This window comes from Longimicrobiaceae bacterium, assembly GCA_036375715.1.
In the GTDB taxonomy this organism is placed as follows: domain Bacteria; phylum Gemmatimonadota; class Gemmatimonadetes; order Longimicrobiales; family Longimicrobiaceae; genus DASVBS01.
The window spans coordinates 1-17454 of sequence record DASVBS010000024.1; the positions used below are offsets into that span (position 1 = coordinate 1).

The window sequence follows — 17454 nt, forward strand, 5'->3', positions numbered from 1 at the left end:
GGCGAAGTCGTGGGGTTCGTCGGCCGCAACGGGGCGGGCAAGAGCACCCTGCTGAAGATCCTCTCGCGCATCACGGAGCCCACCCGGGGTGAGGTGCGGCTGCGGGGACGCGTTGGCTCGCTGCTGGAGGTCGGCACCGGCTTCCACCCCGAGCTCTCGGGTCGAGAGAACGTCTATCTCAACGGCGCGATCCTCGGCATGAGGCGGGTGGAGATCAACCGTAAGTTCGACGAAATCGTCGACTTCGCGGAGATCGGCCAGTTCATCGACACCCCGGTGAAGCACTACTCGAGCGGGATGTATGTGCGTCTCGCCTTTGCGGTAGCCGCTCACCTCGAGCCCGAGATCCTCATTGTCGACGAGGTTCTTTCGGTGGGCGACGCGAGCTTCCAGCGCAAATGCATCGGGAAGATGAGCGACGTCGCGGGCCATGGTCGCACGGTGCTCTTCGTAAGCCACAACATGACGGCGGTACAGGCGCTCTGCAGCCGCGTGATCGTGCTCCAGGCGGGAGAGATGGTGGCGGACACCACCCCCACCGCTGCGGTGCGTGCCTACATGGAAAGTGTGAGCGACGCGATACTGCGGCCGATCGCGACCCGGGAGGACCGGAAAGGCGATGGATCGTTCCGGTTTACGGATTTCTGGCTAGAGGATGAGCGGGGTGAGCGGATCGACCAGGCAATTCTGGGCCAGACGGTGAGGCTCTGCGCCAGCTTCACGGCCCAGCGGTCGAGCGAGCGCTTGCACGTGGCGATGAATATCTGGGAGGAACCCGGAAACTCTCTGATCAACTGCGACTCCACCGATCGGGGCGCCATCTTCGACCGGGTTCCGCGCGAAGGGGTCGTCTGCTGCGAGATCGAGCGCCTGCCGCTGAAGCCCGGGCGATATTTTGGCAACCTCTTCGCGAGGATGGGAGGTGACGTTGCGGATTGGATCGAGGGAGCCTTCTGCTTCGACGTCACCGACGGAGATTTCTACGGAACCGGCAAGGTCCTCAGCCGCGGTAAGTTCCTCGTGCAACACGACTGGGGGTTGAGGCCCGAGGTGCCCGCTTTCGCCAGCTTGCCCGAGCTCGTCCCCTGAACCGCTCGGACCCATGCAGCTGAGCGTCATCATCCCCTGCCTGAACGCCGGAGAGACGATCCGGACCCAGCTCGAGGCGCTGGCGAGGCAGCATTGGAGCGGGGACTGGGAGGTGATCGTCGCCGACAACGGCTCCACGGACGATACGCGATCGATCGCCGCGAGCTACGCGAGTCGGATCCCGTCATTGCGTGTCGTCGATGCCTCCCAGCGGCGCGGCAGCGCCTATGCGCGAAACGCGGGCGTGAGGGCTGCCCAAGGGCGCTCCATCGCATTCTGTGACGCGGACGATGAAGTGGCGGACGGCTGGGTCGCTGCCATCGGAGCAGCCTTGCAGCATCATGAACTGGTGGCGTCGCGGTTCGATGGAAGCAGGCTGAATTCAACCAAGAAGCTCGGCGTGCCACAGCAGCATGGCCTGGATCGGCTGTGGTATTCGCCATTCCTTCCGCACGCAGGCGGCTGTGGGTTGGGGGTCCAGCGAGGCCTTCACGAGAGGATCGGTGGATTCGACGAGTCGCTCCCTCGCCTCATGGATACAGACTACTGTATCCGCGCTCAGCTTGCCGGGGCCAGCCTTCACTTCGTTCCTGATGCGCTCGTTCATGTGCGGATGAGGGAGACCGGGCGCGAGCTGTTTCGCCAGACACGCATCTGGGCCCGGTATAATACTCTCCTACACGCACGATATAAGAACCCCGGCGAGCAAGTTCCGGGAGCTTGGCGCCTGTACTGGGGGGAATGGATCAAGCTGGCCTGGGCAGTCCCAAAGCTGCGACGGAGAGACGGGCGTTTGTGGTGGATGTCCAGACTAGGTTGGCAAGTCGGCATGCTCCAGGGAAGCATTGCCTATCGCCTGCCGCCGATCGTCTTTCTCCCACGTACACGGCCGGCACACGAACCGGCGCCGGAATCCTCGGCCGGTGGAAGTGCTGGCGCTCTTGGAGACCAGGCCGCACTTCGATGATGCGCGGAGTACGAAAAGCAGTTCGCCGTCGAGGGCATCGCCTACTCGCGCGAGTGTGTGGGACAATCGTGCGAGTCGACACCTTGGATGAGCTGGTGGCTCTCACCTTCGACGATGGGCCAGATCCGGAGTCGACTCCTCAGTTACTAGACCTGCTCGCACGGCATGGAGCGCGGGCCACTTTCTTCATGATTGGAGAACGGGCCGCGGCGCATCCAGAACTCGTGAGCCGCGTCGCTTCGCAAGGCCACGCCATCGCCAATCACAGCTGGAATCATCCTCGGTTCGTGAATCTGTCGGCTAGCGAGAGGCGCAATCAAGTCGAACGATGCGAGTGGGCACTTGCTCCCTACGGGGTGAGAATGTTCCGCGCACCGTACGGCATTCAGAGCGTGGCATCCCATCTGTCGCTGTTTGCGGCGGGCTTCCCAAGCATAGGGTGGAATGTCGATCTCGATGACTGGATGCCCCACGATTCCGGCTGGTTTGTGCAGCGCCTTCTGCAGGTGAATACGCGAGGCAGCATAGTCCTGCTACACGATTCATTGTACAGGGCAAGACATCCCGAGGCTGCAGACCGGAAGCCTCTTTTCGACGGGTTGGATACGGCGCTGGGAATGCTCCGTCCGCGCGTGGAATTCGTAACGGTTCCGGAACTATTGAAGAGTGGGCGCGCTGTGAAAACCGCGTGGATACGCCATGACGACTCGCCGCGTCGATCGGCGGGGCAGGCAACAGCAATTCCTGGCACGAGCAACCATTCGGGCGTGCGATGATGAAGATTCTGGGGATATCCGCGTTCTACCACGATTCAGCGGCCGCGCTTCTGGTGGATGGGGAAATCGTCGCGGCCGCGCAGGAGGAGCGATTTACCCGCAGGAAGCAGGATGCGCGGTTCCCCCACGCCGCTGTTGCGTACTGCCTTGCAGAGGGCGGTATTGATGCTTCCGCCCTGGACTACGTCGTGTTCTATGAGAAGCCCTTGGCGAAGTTTGAACGGCTACTCGCGACGTACCGTGCGTTCGCACCCGAGGGCTGGGAGTCATTCCGGCTGGCCCTGCCGCTCTGGGCGAACGAGAAGCTGGATCTACCCGGTGAGATCCGTGCCGCGCTTCGCACATACTCCGGGCCGCTGCTCTTCACGGACCATCATGAATCCCATGCTGCTAGCGCGTTCTTTCCGTCGCCTTTTGAAGGGGCAGCGATTCTGACTCTGGACGCGGTCGGCGAATGGGGGACCAGCTCGCTCGGGACCGGGCAGGGCAACCGGATTTCTCTGAGCCACGAGATGCGATTCCCGCATTCGCTGGGAATGCTCTATTCCGCATTCACCTACTACACGGGCTTCAAGGTGAACTCGGGAGAGTACAAGCTGATGGGCCTCGCGCCCTACGGCGTGCCGCGCTTCGTGGACACGATCCTCGATCGGATGGTGGAGCTCCGGGACGACGGCTCCATCTGGATGGATATGTCCTACTTCAACTATTGCCAGGGACTCACCATGACCTCGGAGCACTTTCACGAGCTCTTTGGCGGTCCGCCCCGTCGTCCCGAGAGCCCGATTACCCAGAAAGAAATGGACTTGGCGGCGTCGATCCAGATGGTATGCGAGGAGGTAGTACTTCGGGCGTCGCGGCATGTCCACCGGCTCACCGGGATGCGGAACCTAGTACTCTCCGGCGGAGTGGCCCTTAACTGTGTTGCCAACGGGCGGATCCTACGTGAGGGTCCTTTCGAGCGGATCTGGGTGCAACCCGCCGCCGGGGATGCCGGCGGGGCCCTGGGAGCCGCTCTCCTCGTGTGGCATCATTACCTGAAGCGGCCGCGGGCGGCTGCTCCGAGTGACAGTCAACAGGGATCGCTGCTGGGTCCCGCGTTCAGCAACGACGACATTGGCGTCTTCCTGGACTCCGTCGGGGCGCGCTATGAACTCTTGAGCGAATCGGCCCTGCTGGATCGAGTGGCGCGACTTCTCGATGACGAGAAGATCATTGGCTGGTTCCACGGGCGGATGGAGTACGGTCCGCGAGCGCTGGGTTCGCGGAGCATAATCGGGGACGCGCGCTCGCCGCGGATGCAGCGCGTGATGAACCTGAAGATCAAATTTCGCGAATCATTCCGGCCTTTTGCTCCGTGCGTGTTACGCGAGCACGCGAGCGAAGTCTTCGAGATGCAACCGGAAGAGGAGAGCCCGTACATGCTGGTCGTGGCACCGGTACGCGACCGGTGGAGAATACCCCTCGATGCCGATGCGCGTCGGAAAATGACCGACCCCGATCTCCGCATTCGCGTGTCTGTACCACGCTCCACGCTTCCTGCCATCACGCACGTGGATTATTCGGCTCGAATCCAGACAGTGGATGCCGAACGGTACGGCCGGTACTACCGGCTCATGAAGCGTTTCTATGAGCTCACCGGGTGCCCGGTTATCGTCAATACGAGCTTCAATATTCGCGGGGAGCCAATCGTGTGTTCGCCCGAAGATGCATACCGCTGCTTCATGGGAACCGATATCGACTGCCTCGTTCTGGAGAACTACCTGCTAATGAAGGAAGATCAGCCAGCCGAGGCGCGGATAGACGCTGAAGCCTATCGAGCACAGTTCACCTTGGATTGACTTATGGCGACCCTGATCCTTCCACCGCATCCGCGCACTGCTTTGCTGCGCGGGTTCGGAGTGGCGCTGGGCCTCATTGTATTGCTGATTGTCAGTCTCTTGGCTCTCGCGGTCGGCTCTTTGCCAGGTGTTCTGTCCGGAATCGCCCTGGGCCTGATAGTCGCCGTGATCGGCGTCGTTTCGCCACGTCTGTCTTTCCGCCTCTACAGGACTTGGAATCGCGCCGCCGCGGCTTACGCGCGGTTCGCGCAGTCCGCGGTGCTCCTGATCTCCTTCCACATCTTGATGCGAGGGGCCCGACACGCCGACAGATCCCTGCACTTGTCACGGACCCCGAATGGTGAGTCTGCGTGGGTGCGACGGGAGACGGTTCCGCCCGGAGCCTACCCCAGCCTCGACGCGTCGCCGTCGCAATCCGAGGAAGACTCATCTTGGATCTCGAGCCTTGTTCGTTGGGCGGCGCGTCCCGGCCATCGGTGGTCGTATTGGCTGCTTCCCCACCTGCTGGTGCTGAGGATCCTCGAAACAGAAGCCGCTGACGATTATCCCGGCGGAATCTACACCCTCTATTAGCATCCACCTGTGGCCATAGCCCCTGTTATCAAAATCGGGCTGGGCGGCCTCGTCGCACTGGCTCTGCTCGCGCCGATCGCGCTCCTGGCAGCTCCTTTCATGCTTGTCTCAGGGCTTGCGAGGTGGATCGCCCGGCAAATCGAGCCGCGAGTGGTGGGCTGGCAGCAGATCATGACCTTCGATCCCGCTCTGGGATGGCGCCCGGCCCCTGCACTGGACACACACTGCCTGTCCGAACCTTACGGCGAGATCTTCCACGTGACGACCGACCAGCACGGTTGGCGGGGGAGGCGTAGCCTCGCGGCGAGTCGCATCGTGGTGTTGGGAGATTCGTTTGCCTTCGGGTATGGCGTAGATGACGAAGACTGCTTTACCGCGGCGCTGTCGGAACACCCGACAAAAGCGGTCGGAGCTCCCGGCTACAATATGGTGCAGGAGCTCATCCTTCTGCGCGAGATTGCCCCTCTGATCCGAGGCAAGCTGGTTGTCTGGTTCGTCTACGTGGGGAATGACCTGTTCGACAATCTGAATCCCACCATGACCGGGTATCGCACGCCGTTCCTGGCGCAGTCGCCGGCGACCGGAGCGTGGGAGATGGTGACGCGACACCTGCGCCCCGAGCGGGTTCTCCACAACGCCGATGTCCTTCACCGGCAACATCGGGAGATGCTCGGTCACACATACTGCTCCACCCGTCTCACTGAACGGGCGTTTTCTGCCTGTCGCCACCTTTTGAACGAGGGAAGCCGCATCTGTCGAGAGGCCGGCGCCCGGCTGGTGGTGCTCACGCTTCCGGACCATTTCGAGCTCAGTAAGGGGGGACTGCGGCGGCTCCGGTCGTACAGTGCGCAGCCCGAGTCGTTCGACCCCGACCTGCCTCACAAGCGGGTCCGGCAGATCTGCGACGAACTCGGTGTCGAGTGCCTTTCGGCCCGGCATGCACTTCGGGCCAGCGACTACAACGCTGGCGACCGCCACTGGACTCCGGCCGGCCATCGCAGGGTCGCCGAGCTGATCCGCGGGATCGCACGGAGTGCCAGCGAGTCCTCGACCGGTCACGAGCGGCAACAGGCTGTTGCGGCGCTCTGATCATCTTGGACGTATTGGGCTGACCCTCACACGGCCGACAGCGCTCCAGGGCGGATCCGGGAAGGAAATAACGGCGCTTCCTGTGGGCCTGGTGGTGTGGCTGGTGGTGGTGCTGCTCTGGCTGGTGGCGACCCCCTCGGGATCGGGCAATGCCCGGCTGGAGCTGACCCTCCCGGGGAAGCCGCGTGAAATCGTCGGCAACTTTCTGCTCCTGGCTCCGTTGGCCATAGTCTGGGCCACGACTATGGTCAGCGGTGGTTGGGGCGGACCGATAATTCGGCTAGGGGCAGGACTGGCGATTATCAGCAGTGCTATCGAGTTGGCGCAGGGAGTATTGCCTATGATCGGGCGGGTCGTCTCGCCCTATGACGTCCTTCTCAACGTCTCCGGTGGATTGATCGCGGCTGTGGCCGCGATGTGGCTGAAGCAGCGCCGGTACAGGGCGCGTCCGATACTCGCAGCCCTCGCAGCGGTCCTCTTCCTCACAATACTCGCCTCAATGGTCCACGCTAACCGGACTGCCTCGGTTCTGTTCCGCCTCCGAGGCTGGAATCCAGAATACGCGGTGGCGGTTGGTGATGAGGTGGGTGGGCGACGGGCGTACGATGGTCGGGTGAGCAACGCGACGATTTGCGCCGGGAGAGCAGATGAGAGAATCTGCCTCGGGGCTGGTGCCGGGCAGGGGCGGCGCCGGCGTTTGGCGGACCTGGCAGAGCGGACCCAGTTCGTCGAGGTGGCCGCCGACGTGGTGGCGCGGTCGGAGGTGCAATTCGGCCCGACCCGAATCGTGACGTTCTCACAGAACCGTTCTCTTCGCAATCTGACCCTCGGACAGCAGTGGCGGGCGCTGGTCTTCCGCGCGCGCACCCTGCGTAGCGGTCCGAACGGCAACCGGCTCGAGTTCTACTTGCCCGATGCAATTCGTGCCGGTACCCGCGCCCACGTTTCCGCCACCTATGATCGCGGGCTGATCACTATGAGCTCCCGTAGCGAGGCTGAAGTCGTTAGCGCCGCGTATCCGACCGACCTCCTGTCCAGCTGGTGGCTCGTTCGTCCACGCAAGCGGCCAGTCGAGCCCCGCCACCTTACATTGGCCAGCAGCGTCGGTGCGCTCGTCCTGTTCTTACCAGTTGGGCTCGCGGTATCCGGCGCGTTGTCGCTGCCACGTGTGCTTTCCCTGCTGACCGCCGCAGGTGCGGCAGTGGGGATGCTCTACCTGCTCAACGGCTTGGTCGGCGCGGTCGCCGCGCCCCAGGGCGCACTGTTGGTGGCAGCAGCGGCGATGATGGGATCCTGGACGGCAACGTTGTACTGGCGACCCCGCCTGCGGGCGAGGAGAGGCGGAAGATGAAAACGGTGACGATGGGCCTACCGATCTACAAGCGCTTGGAGTATCTGCCCCAGGTCCTGCCCATCATCGAGGCTCAGGACTACCCGGCCATCGATCTGCTGGTTTCCGATAACGGCACCAACGGGAGCCGGGTGCGTGAGATAGTGGAACAACATTATTCACGCCCCTTCCGCTTCCGGCAGAATCCGGTCACCGTCGATATCAACCAGCACTTCAACCAGCTCGTCGCCGAAGCGACGGGCGAGTACTTCGTCCTTCTCTGCGATGACGACGAGATCAGCCCCAATTACGTCTCGGAGCTGGTGGCGCTGCTCGAGCGCCATCCCGACATCGACGTAGCCTTCTCGCGACAGGAATCAATCGACGAGCAGAGAACGCTCAAGGGCCGCTCGGTCGACGACCTTCCGGAGCGGGTCCCGGGCGACAAGTTCATGCTATTGCGAGCCAATTACAAGGTCTCTGGAATTCGCAATACCGTGACCCATCTGTCGCGCACCGTGCGGCTGCGCGAGTGCGGGGGATGGCCGACCTTCCCGCGGAGCATTTTCAGCGATGAAGCACTGGTCATGAAGCTCGCGCTCGGCCGAGACGTCGCTTTCAGCCGCGCCTGCGTGTTTCGCAACCGAGTATATCCGGCGAGCTTCGGTACGACGAGCAGCTGCCGCGATCTAGCGGCGGCGAGCCGGCAGTTCCTGCGCTTTGTCAACGATGGTCCCGAAGTAGTTGCATTTGCCGCTGCGCACCCACTCCGAGCTTCCGAATTGAGGAAGACCCTGAGCCGCTCCATCTGGTCCCAATACTACAGGGTATGGCGGTCCCGCTATCGGAGCCGTCTCCCCTATGTCGAATGGGTTCGCGCCGGCTTCGGCATGCCGCCGATTGCAGGATATTACGCTCGCCTCGCCTGGCCGCTGGCGCACTATTCGCTTCGCGCGCTCGCTCGATCAGCTTTGCCCGCGTCCTATCGCGCTCGCCGCCGTACAGGAGCCCGCGGGGGGAAGGACTCCAATTCCGCGGGTTTGCCTCCCGGACAGTCCGAATAGCTTCAGACATACCCATGAGGGATTTGTGAAAGTCGTTCACATCAGCACGAGCGATGTGATGGGCGGTGCTGCTCGTGCGGCGTATCGCCTCCACTCGGGCCTCCTCCGGATTGGGTGCGACTCGTCAATGCTGGTGTTGCGACGCGCGAGCGAGGACCCGACGGTGCACACGCTGCGACCAGAGCGTGGCCTGGCCACGCGCCTTCGGCGCCGACTCAACCGTATGGCGATACGGAACGACTTCGCGCGCCATAGGCGGATGCGCTCGCCGGGATTCGATCTGTTCTCCGACGATCGAGCATTGTTTGCGCGCGAGGTTCCCCAACAGATCCCCCCGTGTGACGTCGTCAACCTGCACTGGGTCCGCGGGCTTGTGGATGTCAGAAGCTTCTTCCAGACGTTAGCGGTTCCGATCGTCTGGACGCTTCATGACATGAACGCCTTTACGGGGGGGTGCCACTACAGCGACGGGTGCGACCGCTACACAGCCTCCTGCGGGATGTGCCCGCAGCTGGGGTCCTGCAAGCAGGGAGATCTTTCTCGACAGGTGTGGGCGCGGAAGATGGCCGCCCTGCGAGGCCGTCTCTCACCGCGCGTGAGCATCGTCGCGCCCTCGGTCTGGTTGGCACGCGAAGCGGAACGCAGCTCCATTCTGGGGCGACTCCCCATATATGTGATCCCTTACGGTCTGGACACGGAGACCTTCCGTCCACGCGATCGCGCCGCCTCGCGTCGCGGGCTTGGGATTCCAGAAGGTGCTCGGGTGCTGCTGTTCGTCGCTCAGTCAACCGAGAATCGACGCAAGGGTTTTCCCCTGCTGATCGAAGCTCTCGGCTCTTTGAGTGGAAGGGTGCCGGATCTGCTCCTGGTGTCAGTCGGGCAAGGATCGCCGGAGACAGGCGGCCTTCCTCACCTCTCGCTCGGTTCGGTGTCGACCGACGACATGCTCGCCACAATTTACAGCGCTGCGGATCTCTTCGTAGCGCCTTCTCTGCAGGACAATCTTCCCAACACGGTGTTGGAATCCCTCGCCTGCGGTACCCCCGTAGTCGGCTTCAAGACCGGGGGTCTCCCCGACATGGTTCGCTCCGGAAGCACAGGGGCTCTAGTGCCGACGGGTGACGTCCGCTCTCTGAGCGAGGCAATCGTAAGCCTGTTGAACGATCAATCCCTGCGTAGCGGTCTGTCGAACGAATGTCGCCGCATCGCTGTCTCGGAGTACGCATTGCACCACCAGGCTGAGCGGTACCAGGCACTATACGCTGATCTGGTCGAGCCACAGCAAGACATTCAGCTGCGGGCTGGTTAGCCGATCTCGAGCAACTCGGCGCTCAGTATAACCGATCGCCTGACTGTAATGATCCTGCGGAGCGAAGCGCCCAGGCTGCGCGCCCACGGCTCGGCAATCGGGGTCTCATAAGTCCGTGCCGTTCTGAGATGCATACGACACCAACCAAGTCGCACCCTCACCCCTCGCTCGCCGAGCTTCCAGCACCTCCCAAGGGGAAAACGGGCTGGCCGTGGACCGAGCAGAGCGAGCCACTACCTGAAACCCTCCCGGGGGGGAAGCCATGGCCGCGCATCAGCGTGGTCACACCGAGCTACAACCAAGCGCGGTTCCTGGAGGAGACGATTCGCTCCGTTCTGCTCCAGGGGTATCCGAATCTGGAATATTTCGTAATGGATGGCGGCTCCAAGGACGGCAGCCAGGACATCATCCGCAAGTACGAACCGTGGTTGACGGGCTGGGTGAGCGAGAGGGACCGGGGACAGAGCCACGCCATCAACAAGGGATGGAGCCGCTCGACCGGGGAGATACGGGCCTGGCTTAACTCAGATGACGTGTACCAGCCGGACGCGCTTCGCGCAGCCGTGCTGGCGCTGGAACGCTACCCTGATGCCGCCGCCGTTTTCAGCGACTGCAACTACGTTGATGCGGAGGGGCGTCTCCTCGTGCGGCGCGTTCCGGGGGAAGTGGACCTCCTTCGGCTCCTGCGCAGTCTCGTGAGCTGGGTGCCGCAACCCACCTCCTTCATTCGCGCCTCGGTCCTCGAAGAGGTCGGTCTGCTGGACGAGGAAGCGCACTTCTCGATGGATTACGACCTGTGGCTACGGGTCAGCCTCAAGCACCGGCTACAGTACGTGAATGGGGTCTGGGCGGCGACACGCATGCACGAGGACGCGAAAACGGTCGCCCTTCACCGGCAGGTGTGGGAGAACAAAGGTACGGTGCTCTATCGAATTCTGGCCTCTCCTGAATTGCCCGCAGCGATCCGCGCTGAGGCCGATGCACTGTTCAGCAGCTATTATCTCAAACTTGGCTGCGTCTATCTCCAGGATGGTAGCACCAGAGAGGCCCTCGGCTACTTTGCCCGCGCTGTCTTGCGCCATCCGCCGGCGCTCCTCCAATGGCGAACCTGGCGCGAGCCGATTCGGTCAGCCGGGAAGCTCGTACGCCGCGGGCCCCGCCAGCAGTACTGGCCCGCCTCGCCTGACGCATGAGTTCGACAGTGCCTGTCGAACGCGTACAGCACTGCGCTCCTGCTCGCTGTTTGTATGGTCCGGAATCACTCGCCGCAGTCTGCTGTGTAAGCGCCGCCTCCTGAGCCCCGTCGCATGGCTCCGGCTCCTTCCGGTTGCGGGGAACGGAAATTGTCCGCTGCAACCCGAGGGAGTTACTCCCGACAGCCCCCAGCATCAGAGATGCGCAGTACCACTTCCGAACTGGTAGCGAGAGGCACGAAGTGCGTCCACAGCGGACGATCTTGCGCCCTAGACTTGTTCCCTCCCCGGCAGCCACGCTGACCCCCCAGAGCTTCATGGCCCTCAAAATTCCAGGCTTCGGAGCGCGCAGGAAACGGCCGCGCGTAGCGGTCATTGGACTGGACTGCGCGGAGCCCTCGCTCGTGTTCGACAAGCTTGCGGGTGAGTTGCCGAACCTGGATCGCCTTCGTCGGCGCGGCCTCTATGGCGAGCTGGAGAGCGTGATCCCGGCCATCACGGTCCCGGCTTGGTCGTGCATGACCTCCGGCAAGGACCCCGGGGCGCTGGGTGTCTACGGCTTCCGCAACCGGTCGGACTACTCCTACGATGGCCTTTTCGTGGCGAACTCCGAGGCCATCCGGGAACCCCGCCTTTGGGACATTCTGACGCGAGAGGGGCTGTATTCCATCGTGCTGGGAGTGCCAGGTACCTACCCTCCACGCCCTGTCAACGGCGTGACAGTTTCGTCATTCCTCGCTCCGAGCATCGAGCACGAGTACACCTATCCCCCGGAACTGAAGGAAGAAATCAAGGCTTGGGTGGGCACATACATGCTGGATGCGGAGGGCTTCCGCACCGAGGAGAAGGCGCAGCTGCTGGAACGGATCTACACCATGACCCAGCGGCGTTTTGAGGTGGCTCGCCGGCTCATTCGCTCCCGGCCATGGGACCTGTTCATGATGGTGGAGATGGGTGTGGATCGCATCCATCACGGTTTCTGGAAGGCGATGGACCCGCTCCATCGGGGGCACGATCCGAGCTCACCGTTCCGCGATGCCATTCCCGACTACTACCGCTACGTGGACCGGGAGATCGGGACGCTACTCGAGGCACTGGGTCCCGACACGCACGTGCTCGTCGTATCCGACCACGGAGCTCGCCGCATGGATGGCGGGATCTGCATTAACGAGTGGCTGATTCGCGAGGGCTATCTGGTCCTGGCCGAGGAGCCGGACCTATCCCGCGGCCCGGTGAAATTCCAGCAGCTCAAGGTGGACTGGAGCCGTACGCGCGCTTGGGCCGAGGGTGGCTACTACGGCCGCGTCTTCCTGAACGTGCGCGACCGGGAGCCGCAAGGCGTCGTGGCTCCTGAGGAGTACGAGCTGCTGCGCGATGAGCTGACGCGAGAGTTGGAGGCACTGGGAGACGAGAACGGCAACCCCATTGGCACGCGCTGCTTCCGACCGCAGGACCTCTACGACTCGGCGCAAGGGGTGCCGCCCGATCTACTGGTGTACTTCGGAAATCTCGCCTGGAGATCGGTGGGGTCGGTGGGTTGGGGGACAATCCACGTGTTCGAGAACGACACAGGTCCCGACGACGCGAATCACGCCCAGCAAGGGATTTTGATCTACAGTGATCCAGGCCGCAACCTGGGTGGGAAGCGGCTGGAGGGACTGCATCTGCTGCAGGTTGCCCCAACGGTGCTGCGCCTGCTACGGCGCGAAGTGCCGTTCGACATGCAGATGGAACCGATCGCCGAGATTTGCGAAGAAGCTGTGGCCGCGCGATGAGCTCTCGCCGCCACTCCTGATTGCCGTCGAAGACGCACCCGACCCCCATTCCCTCACATTCGAGTCTGTATGGTGACGGAGAGCCTGGCGGACGCGCGCTCGCGATCGCTGGAGGCGCTTTGCAGGATTCTGCGCTGCCCAGAATGTCGGCAAGGAATGCTCGTGAGTCGCTCGGACGAGCTTCTCTGCTGTGAGGCCTGCCAGCAACGCTATCCCGTGATCGAGGGGGTGCCGTTTCTCTTCGAAGCTAAGGTTCTGGACGACTATGTCGCGGCAGACCGCTCGACGGAACGCCCCCTTCCTGCGTGGCCTACCCGCGTCCGGGGTGGCGCCTATCACTGGCGGGAATACCGAATCGAGGAGCTCCTCCCGCCTGTAGAGGAGGCCCGACGAGTGCTCCTGCTCGGCTGTGGGGACTCGGGGGAGCGTCCCTATCTGAACGAGCGGGGGTTCGAGGTGGTCGCGTTTGATATCAAGCGCACGTCGGGTACAGACTTCGTGGCCGACGCGCACCTGTTGCCCCTCCAGGACGCGTCTTTCGACGTGGTGATTTCGATGCAGGTGCTGGAGCATCTCCATTCGCCGTGGATCGCTGTCGGGGAAATTGCTCGCGTGCTGAGGCCGGGAGGGTGGTTTGTCGGTTCGGTCGCGTTTCTGAAGCCGTATCACAAGTCGTACTTCCACATGACGCATATGGGCGTCATGCGTTTGCTCGACGAGGCGGGGTTGCGGACCGACAGGGTCGCCGGCGCGCAGAGCCTCGCATATACGCTGTATGGCGGGATGGTACCGCTGGGCAGTCGGCCAGTGCGCCGGGCCCTTCTTGGAGCCTTTGATCGGGCGCTTCATGGTGTGCGTGCCGGAGCGTGGACGCTGCGACGGCGGATCAGCGCCGACCAGCGAACCGACCGCTTTCGGGTTGGGCTGCCGCTGAGCTTTCGCGAGTACGACCATCTGGTGAGGGCTCCTGCGATCGTCTTCCGCGCTCAGAAGGACGTTTGAGATGCTCCCGAGCGTTCTCTTCGTCTCCTACACGGCCGACTGGACCGGGCCCACAAACAGCCTTCTGCACCTCCTGCGGCACTTGCGCACGATGTACAGCCCGGTTGTCATGGTGCCCGGCTACGGACAGTTCTCTGAGGTGCTGGAGCGGGAAGGAATTGCTTGCATAACCCAGAAGGCCAACAAGTGGACAGTGCCCGCCTTAGCGCGACTCATTCACAGAAAAGGATTCCGCTTGGTATACGCGAACAACACGCACAGCAGTGCTCGTATCGCGTTTCTCGCCGCCCGTCTCGCGGGCGTGCCCTACGTGTGCCACGTCCGCGGAATCAAGTGGGACGCTGACTGGCGTCGGTTGGGATACCTTCGGTGGGCAGATGCGGTTGTCGCTGTCTCCCAGTCATGTGCGGCATCCATAAGGCGCTTTGTTCGCGAAGAGAGGCTGCACGTGGTTTACAACGGTGTCGCATCAGCCGAAGACGCCGACCGTGGCCACAGCGACGTAGCGGCAATGAGGTCGGCGCTCGGATTGCCGGAAGACACGCTGCTGCTGGTCAGCATAGCCCATTTCCGCCCTGCCAAAGGACAGGAGTACGCTATTGAAGCTATGTCCGAGGTCCATACGGCGTTCCCCCACGCGCACTTGTGCCTGGCGGGACGCATGGATCGAGACGCAGCATATACCGAGCGATTGCGGGCACTCATCCGCGACCGCGGATTGGAGCGAAATGTCCACCTACTAGGGTTTCGCTCTGACGTGACCAGCCTCCTGACCGCTGCGGACATCTTCGTGCATCCCTCACTCGAGGAGGCCCATCCGCGCGCAGTATTGGAAGCCATGTCAGCAGGACTCCCGGTGGTCGCGTTCGCAGTGGACGGGGTCAAAGAAACGGTAGTAGATGGCACGACCGGTAGGCTGACTCCAGTACGAAACGCGCACGCCATGGCCACCGCGCTCATCGAGTTAGCCCGAGATACTGATGCGCGTTCCCGAATGGGGACGGCCGGCCGCGATCGAGTGACCAGGATCTTCTCCGATCGCGTAACGGCCGAGCGAGTTGGACAACTGATCTCTCAGCTCATTTGAGGTCGAGCCGCGGCGCCGGGACTACGTTCCTCATTCTCACCCTTCGTCCCCGCCGATGGTGTCCCTCCGTCAGCAGCTCTTCGATAAAGCCCCCGGGGCACGTGACTCACGGTCACGAAGTGTGGGGGGCAAGTCCGCTGCTCAGCCAGCTAAGCTTTCGGATGCGGGATCTCGCCAGATTGACAATGGCGTCCTTTGTAGGAGGAGGAGGTCGATGAGAATTGTTTCCGTCGTACTGGTTGGACTCGGACTCGTGTCATTCACTAGTCCCGCGATCGGCCAAACGGCTTCACCCCAAATGGTCCCGCCTCCGCCCAGCGAGCAGGAGTCGCTGGTCGTGCTCCCGGGTGACGCCCTGAAGATCACCGTGTGGCCCGATGAGCAGTTGGGAGGCGAGTTCGTCGTCGAAGAATCGGGCTATGTCTACCTCCCCGTGCTGGGACAGGTCAAAGCTGGCGGCGTCTCGGTCGAGGAGCTTCGGGCACGCCTTCGAGAAGGCTACAGTGTGGCGATGAAAAGCCCGGTGGTCGGGATTACTCCCATGTTCCGTGTAGGGGTGCTCGGCCAGGTCCAGCGTCCCGGCGTCTATACCATTACGCCGACTCAGTCTTTGTTCGACGTCATAGCGCTCGCGGGAGGGTTCGGTGCAGAGGCCAATCAGGAGAAGGTCAGGATTGTACGCAGCGGGGAGGTTGTGGAGGTCAATGCTTCCGCGATGCTGGAGCGAGGTGAACTAGGCAACGATCTAATGCTCCGCTCGGGGGACCAGATCGTTGTTCCTACCGCGTCTCGAGGGCTCAGCCTCAGCGACGCGCGGAGCGTGCTGTTCGTTGTTCAAACAGTGCTTTTGCTGGTGACTTTGGCGAACCGCCTGTAGCGTCCACGGTTGAGCCTCCGCACGATGCCAGAGTCTCTTCCCAACCTGGTGCTGATCGTGTTGGACTGCGGTCGGCGCGATCATTTCTCCTGCTACGGCTATAAGCGGGAAACTACGCCCAACATTGATCGGATCGCCTCCCAGGGTATTCTCTTCGAGCGAGCCTATGCTGCGTCGTGTTGGACGATCCCGTCGCATGCCTCGCTGTTCACGGGCCTCTATCCGTCGCAGCATCGCGCCGATGCGAACGAAAATTATCTCGATAACGCCCATACAACCCTTGCAGAGCTCCTGAGTCGGCGCGGCTACCGAACCGCCAACATCACTTGCAATGGCTTCATCTCTCGACACACGAATCTGGATAAGGGCTTTGAGCTCAGCATCGATGTCGGCGCGCTGCGCGGGTCAGGAGGCGGGTGGATACAGGCCGGGATTCGTGGCATCCACCGCAGGGTGCGGGACCTAACGGCGAAGGATCGGGGTGCGCGGAGAGCAACGGCCCTGGCCTCGCGCTGGCTCGGCGAGCAGAGGTCGGGACTGCCGTTCTTTCTGTTCATGAACTACATGGATTGTCATCTCCCCTATCGCCTGCGTGGCCGAGACCGTTTCAGGTTTCTCGGAGCTACCGATCGTCGTCGAGCAGAGCGAGCCCTCCAGGACCCTTTCGCGGTCATGGCTGGAGCTCGAACGATGTCGCAGCAGGAATTGATCGACCTCCAAGCCCTGTACGACGCTTCGCTGGTGCATCTCGACCGGCAGATCGGGGAGCTGGATGCGCGGCTACAGGAGCTCGGCCTCGCGGATGAGACGGTCTTCGTCATCACTTCCGATCACGGAGAGAGTTTCGGGGAGCACCGCCTGCTCGACCATCAGTACGGCCTGTACGAACACCTGATCAACGTGCCGCTTGTAATGCGCTTACCCCGAGGAGAGCGAACCGGGGAAGTCAGGAGGGACTTTGTGCAGCACGTGGACCTGGTGCCGACCGTCAGGGAATGGCTGGGTCAGTCTGCTGCGCCAACTGATGCGGGCAGCCACGCTGGCCGGTCGATCTTCGGCGGTGCCCCGCGACAGGCGGTGATGGCGGAATACCTCGTTCCCAACGTCAGAGCTATACGGCGGCGATTTCCTCAGGCCGATACGTCCCGCTTCGACGTCGCAATGCGCTGTATTCGGACCGATCACTTCAAGCTGGTCGAGCGGAGCGACGGGAAGCACGAGCTCTACGACCTCGATGCCGATCCCTTCGAACGCATGAACCTGGCTGGCTCCCGGGCCGATCTGGTGGTCAGGCTCCAAGCTCAGCTTCAGTATCAGCTCGGCTCTCTCCATCGCGGGGATACGAGGGATCGCGACACCAGCACTCCCCCCGAGGTTCGCCAGCGTCTGGAAGCTCTTGGATATCTCTGATGCCCCGCCTCCGGGCGCCGACGTCTTAGTCGCGCAGCGCCGCACTGCCTCCCCTTTCACAGCCCTCATGCA

General features: G+C 62.7%; 14 protein-coding genes. All 14 read left to right on the top strand.

From position 1 onward, the window contains the following. Nucleotides 1–1089 (top strand): ABC transporter ATP-binding protein (locus tag VF167_03840; protein ID HEX6924529.1); only part of this gene is annotated, 1089 nt, incomplete at its 5' end. Between the two features lie 13 nt (nucleotides 1090–1102). Continuing rightward, nucleotides 1103–2056 carry a glycosyltransferase gene (locus VF167_03845; protein ID HEX6924530.1) on the top strand — a complete coding sequence of 318 codons (954 nt, stop codon included), beginning with the start codon at nucleotides 1103–1105 and terminating at the stop codon, nucleotides 2054–2056. A gap of 772 nt (nucleotides 2057–2828) precedes the next feature. Continuing rightward, nucleotides 2829–4673: a carbamoyltransferase gene (locus tag VF167_03850; protein HEX6924531.1), complete on the top strand. Its 1845-nt coding sequence runs from the start codon at nucleotides 2829–2831 to the stop codon at nucleotides 4671–4673. Nucleotides 4674–4676: 3 nt separating this feature from the next. Beyond that, nucleotides 4677–5246, top strand: a complete 570-nt coding sequence (locus VF167_03855) for a hypothetical protein (protein ID HEX6924532.1) — start codon at nucleotides 4677–4679, stop codon at nucleotides 5244–5246. Nucleotides 5247–5255: 9 nt separating this feature from the next. Beyond that, nucleotides 5256–6335 carry a hypothetical protein gene (locus VF167_03860; protein HEX6924533.1) on the top strand — a complete coding sequence of 360 codons (1080 nt, stop codon included), beginning with the start codon at nucleotides 5256–5258 and terminating at the stop codon, nucleotides 6333–6335. Between the two features lie 82 nt (nucleotides 6336–6417). Beyond that, complete coding sequence (locus VF167_03865; GenBank protein HEX6924534.1) at nucleotides 6418–7686, top strand: VanZ family protein; 1269 nt, start codon at nucleotides 6418–6420, stop codon at nucleotides 7684–7686. Next, on the top strand, nucleotides 7683–8729 hold the full coding sequence (locus VF167_03870) for a glycosyltransferase (protein HEX6924535.1): 1047 nt from the start codon (nucleotides 7683–7685) through the stop codon (nucleotides 8727–8729). Before VF167_03865 ends, VF167_03870 begins: the two co-directional genes overlap by 4 nt. A gap of 163 nt (nucleotides 8730–8892) precedes the next feature. After that, nucleotides 8893–10038 carry a glycosyltransferase family 4 protein gene (locus tag VF167_03875; protein HEX6924536.1) on the top strand — a complete coding sequence of 382 codons (1146 nt, stop codon included), beginning with the start codon at nucleotides 8893–8895 and terminating at the stop codon, nucleotides 10036–10038. Nucleotides 10039–10166: 128 nt separating this feature from the next. Next, nucleotides 10167–11231: a glycosyltransferase family 2 protein gene (locus VF167_03880; GenBank protein HEX6924537.1), complete on the top strand. Its 1065-nt coding sequence runs from the start codon at nucleotides 10167–10169 to the stop codon at nucleotides 11229–11231. 317 nt (nucleotides 11232–11548) lie between these two features. Further along, the gene (locus tag VF167_03885) at nucleotides 11549–13006 is read left to right on the top strand and encodes an alkaline phosphatase family protein (protein ID HEX6924538.1); all 1458 of its coding nucleotides are present in this window, start codon (nucleotides 11549–11551) and stop codon (nucleotides 13004–13006) included. Nucleotides 13007–13168: 162 nt separating this feature from the next. Next, nucleotides 13169–14008: a class I SAM-dependent methyltransferase gene (locus tag VF167_03890; protein ID HEX6924539.1), complete on the top strand. Its 840-nt coding sequence runs from the start codon at nucleotides 13169–13171 to the stop codon at nucleotides 14006–14008. 1 nt (nucleotide 14009) lies between these two features. Further along, the gene (locus tag VF167_03895) at nucleotides 14010–15095 is read left to right on the top strand and encodes a glycosyltransferase family 4 protein (protein HEX6924540.1); all 1086 of its coding nucleotides are present in this window, start codon (nucleotides 14010–14012) and stop codon (nucleotides 15093–15095) included. Between the two features lie 214 nt (nucleotides 15096–15309). Next, complete coding sequence (locus VF167_03900; protein ID HEX6924541.1) at nucleotides 15310–15972, top strand: polysaccharide biosynthesis/export family protein; 663 nt, start codon at nucleotides 15310–15312, stop codon at nucleotides 15970–15972. 24 nt (nucleotides 15973–15996) lie between these two features. Then, complete coding sequence (locus VF167_03905; GenBank protein ID HEX6924542.1) at nucleotides 15997–17382, top strand: sulfatase; 1386 nt, start codon at nucleotides 15997–15999, stop codon at nucleotides 17380–17382. The last annotated feature ends 72 nt before the right edge of the window (nucleotides 17383–17454 follow it).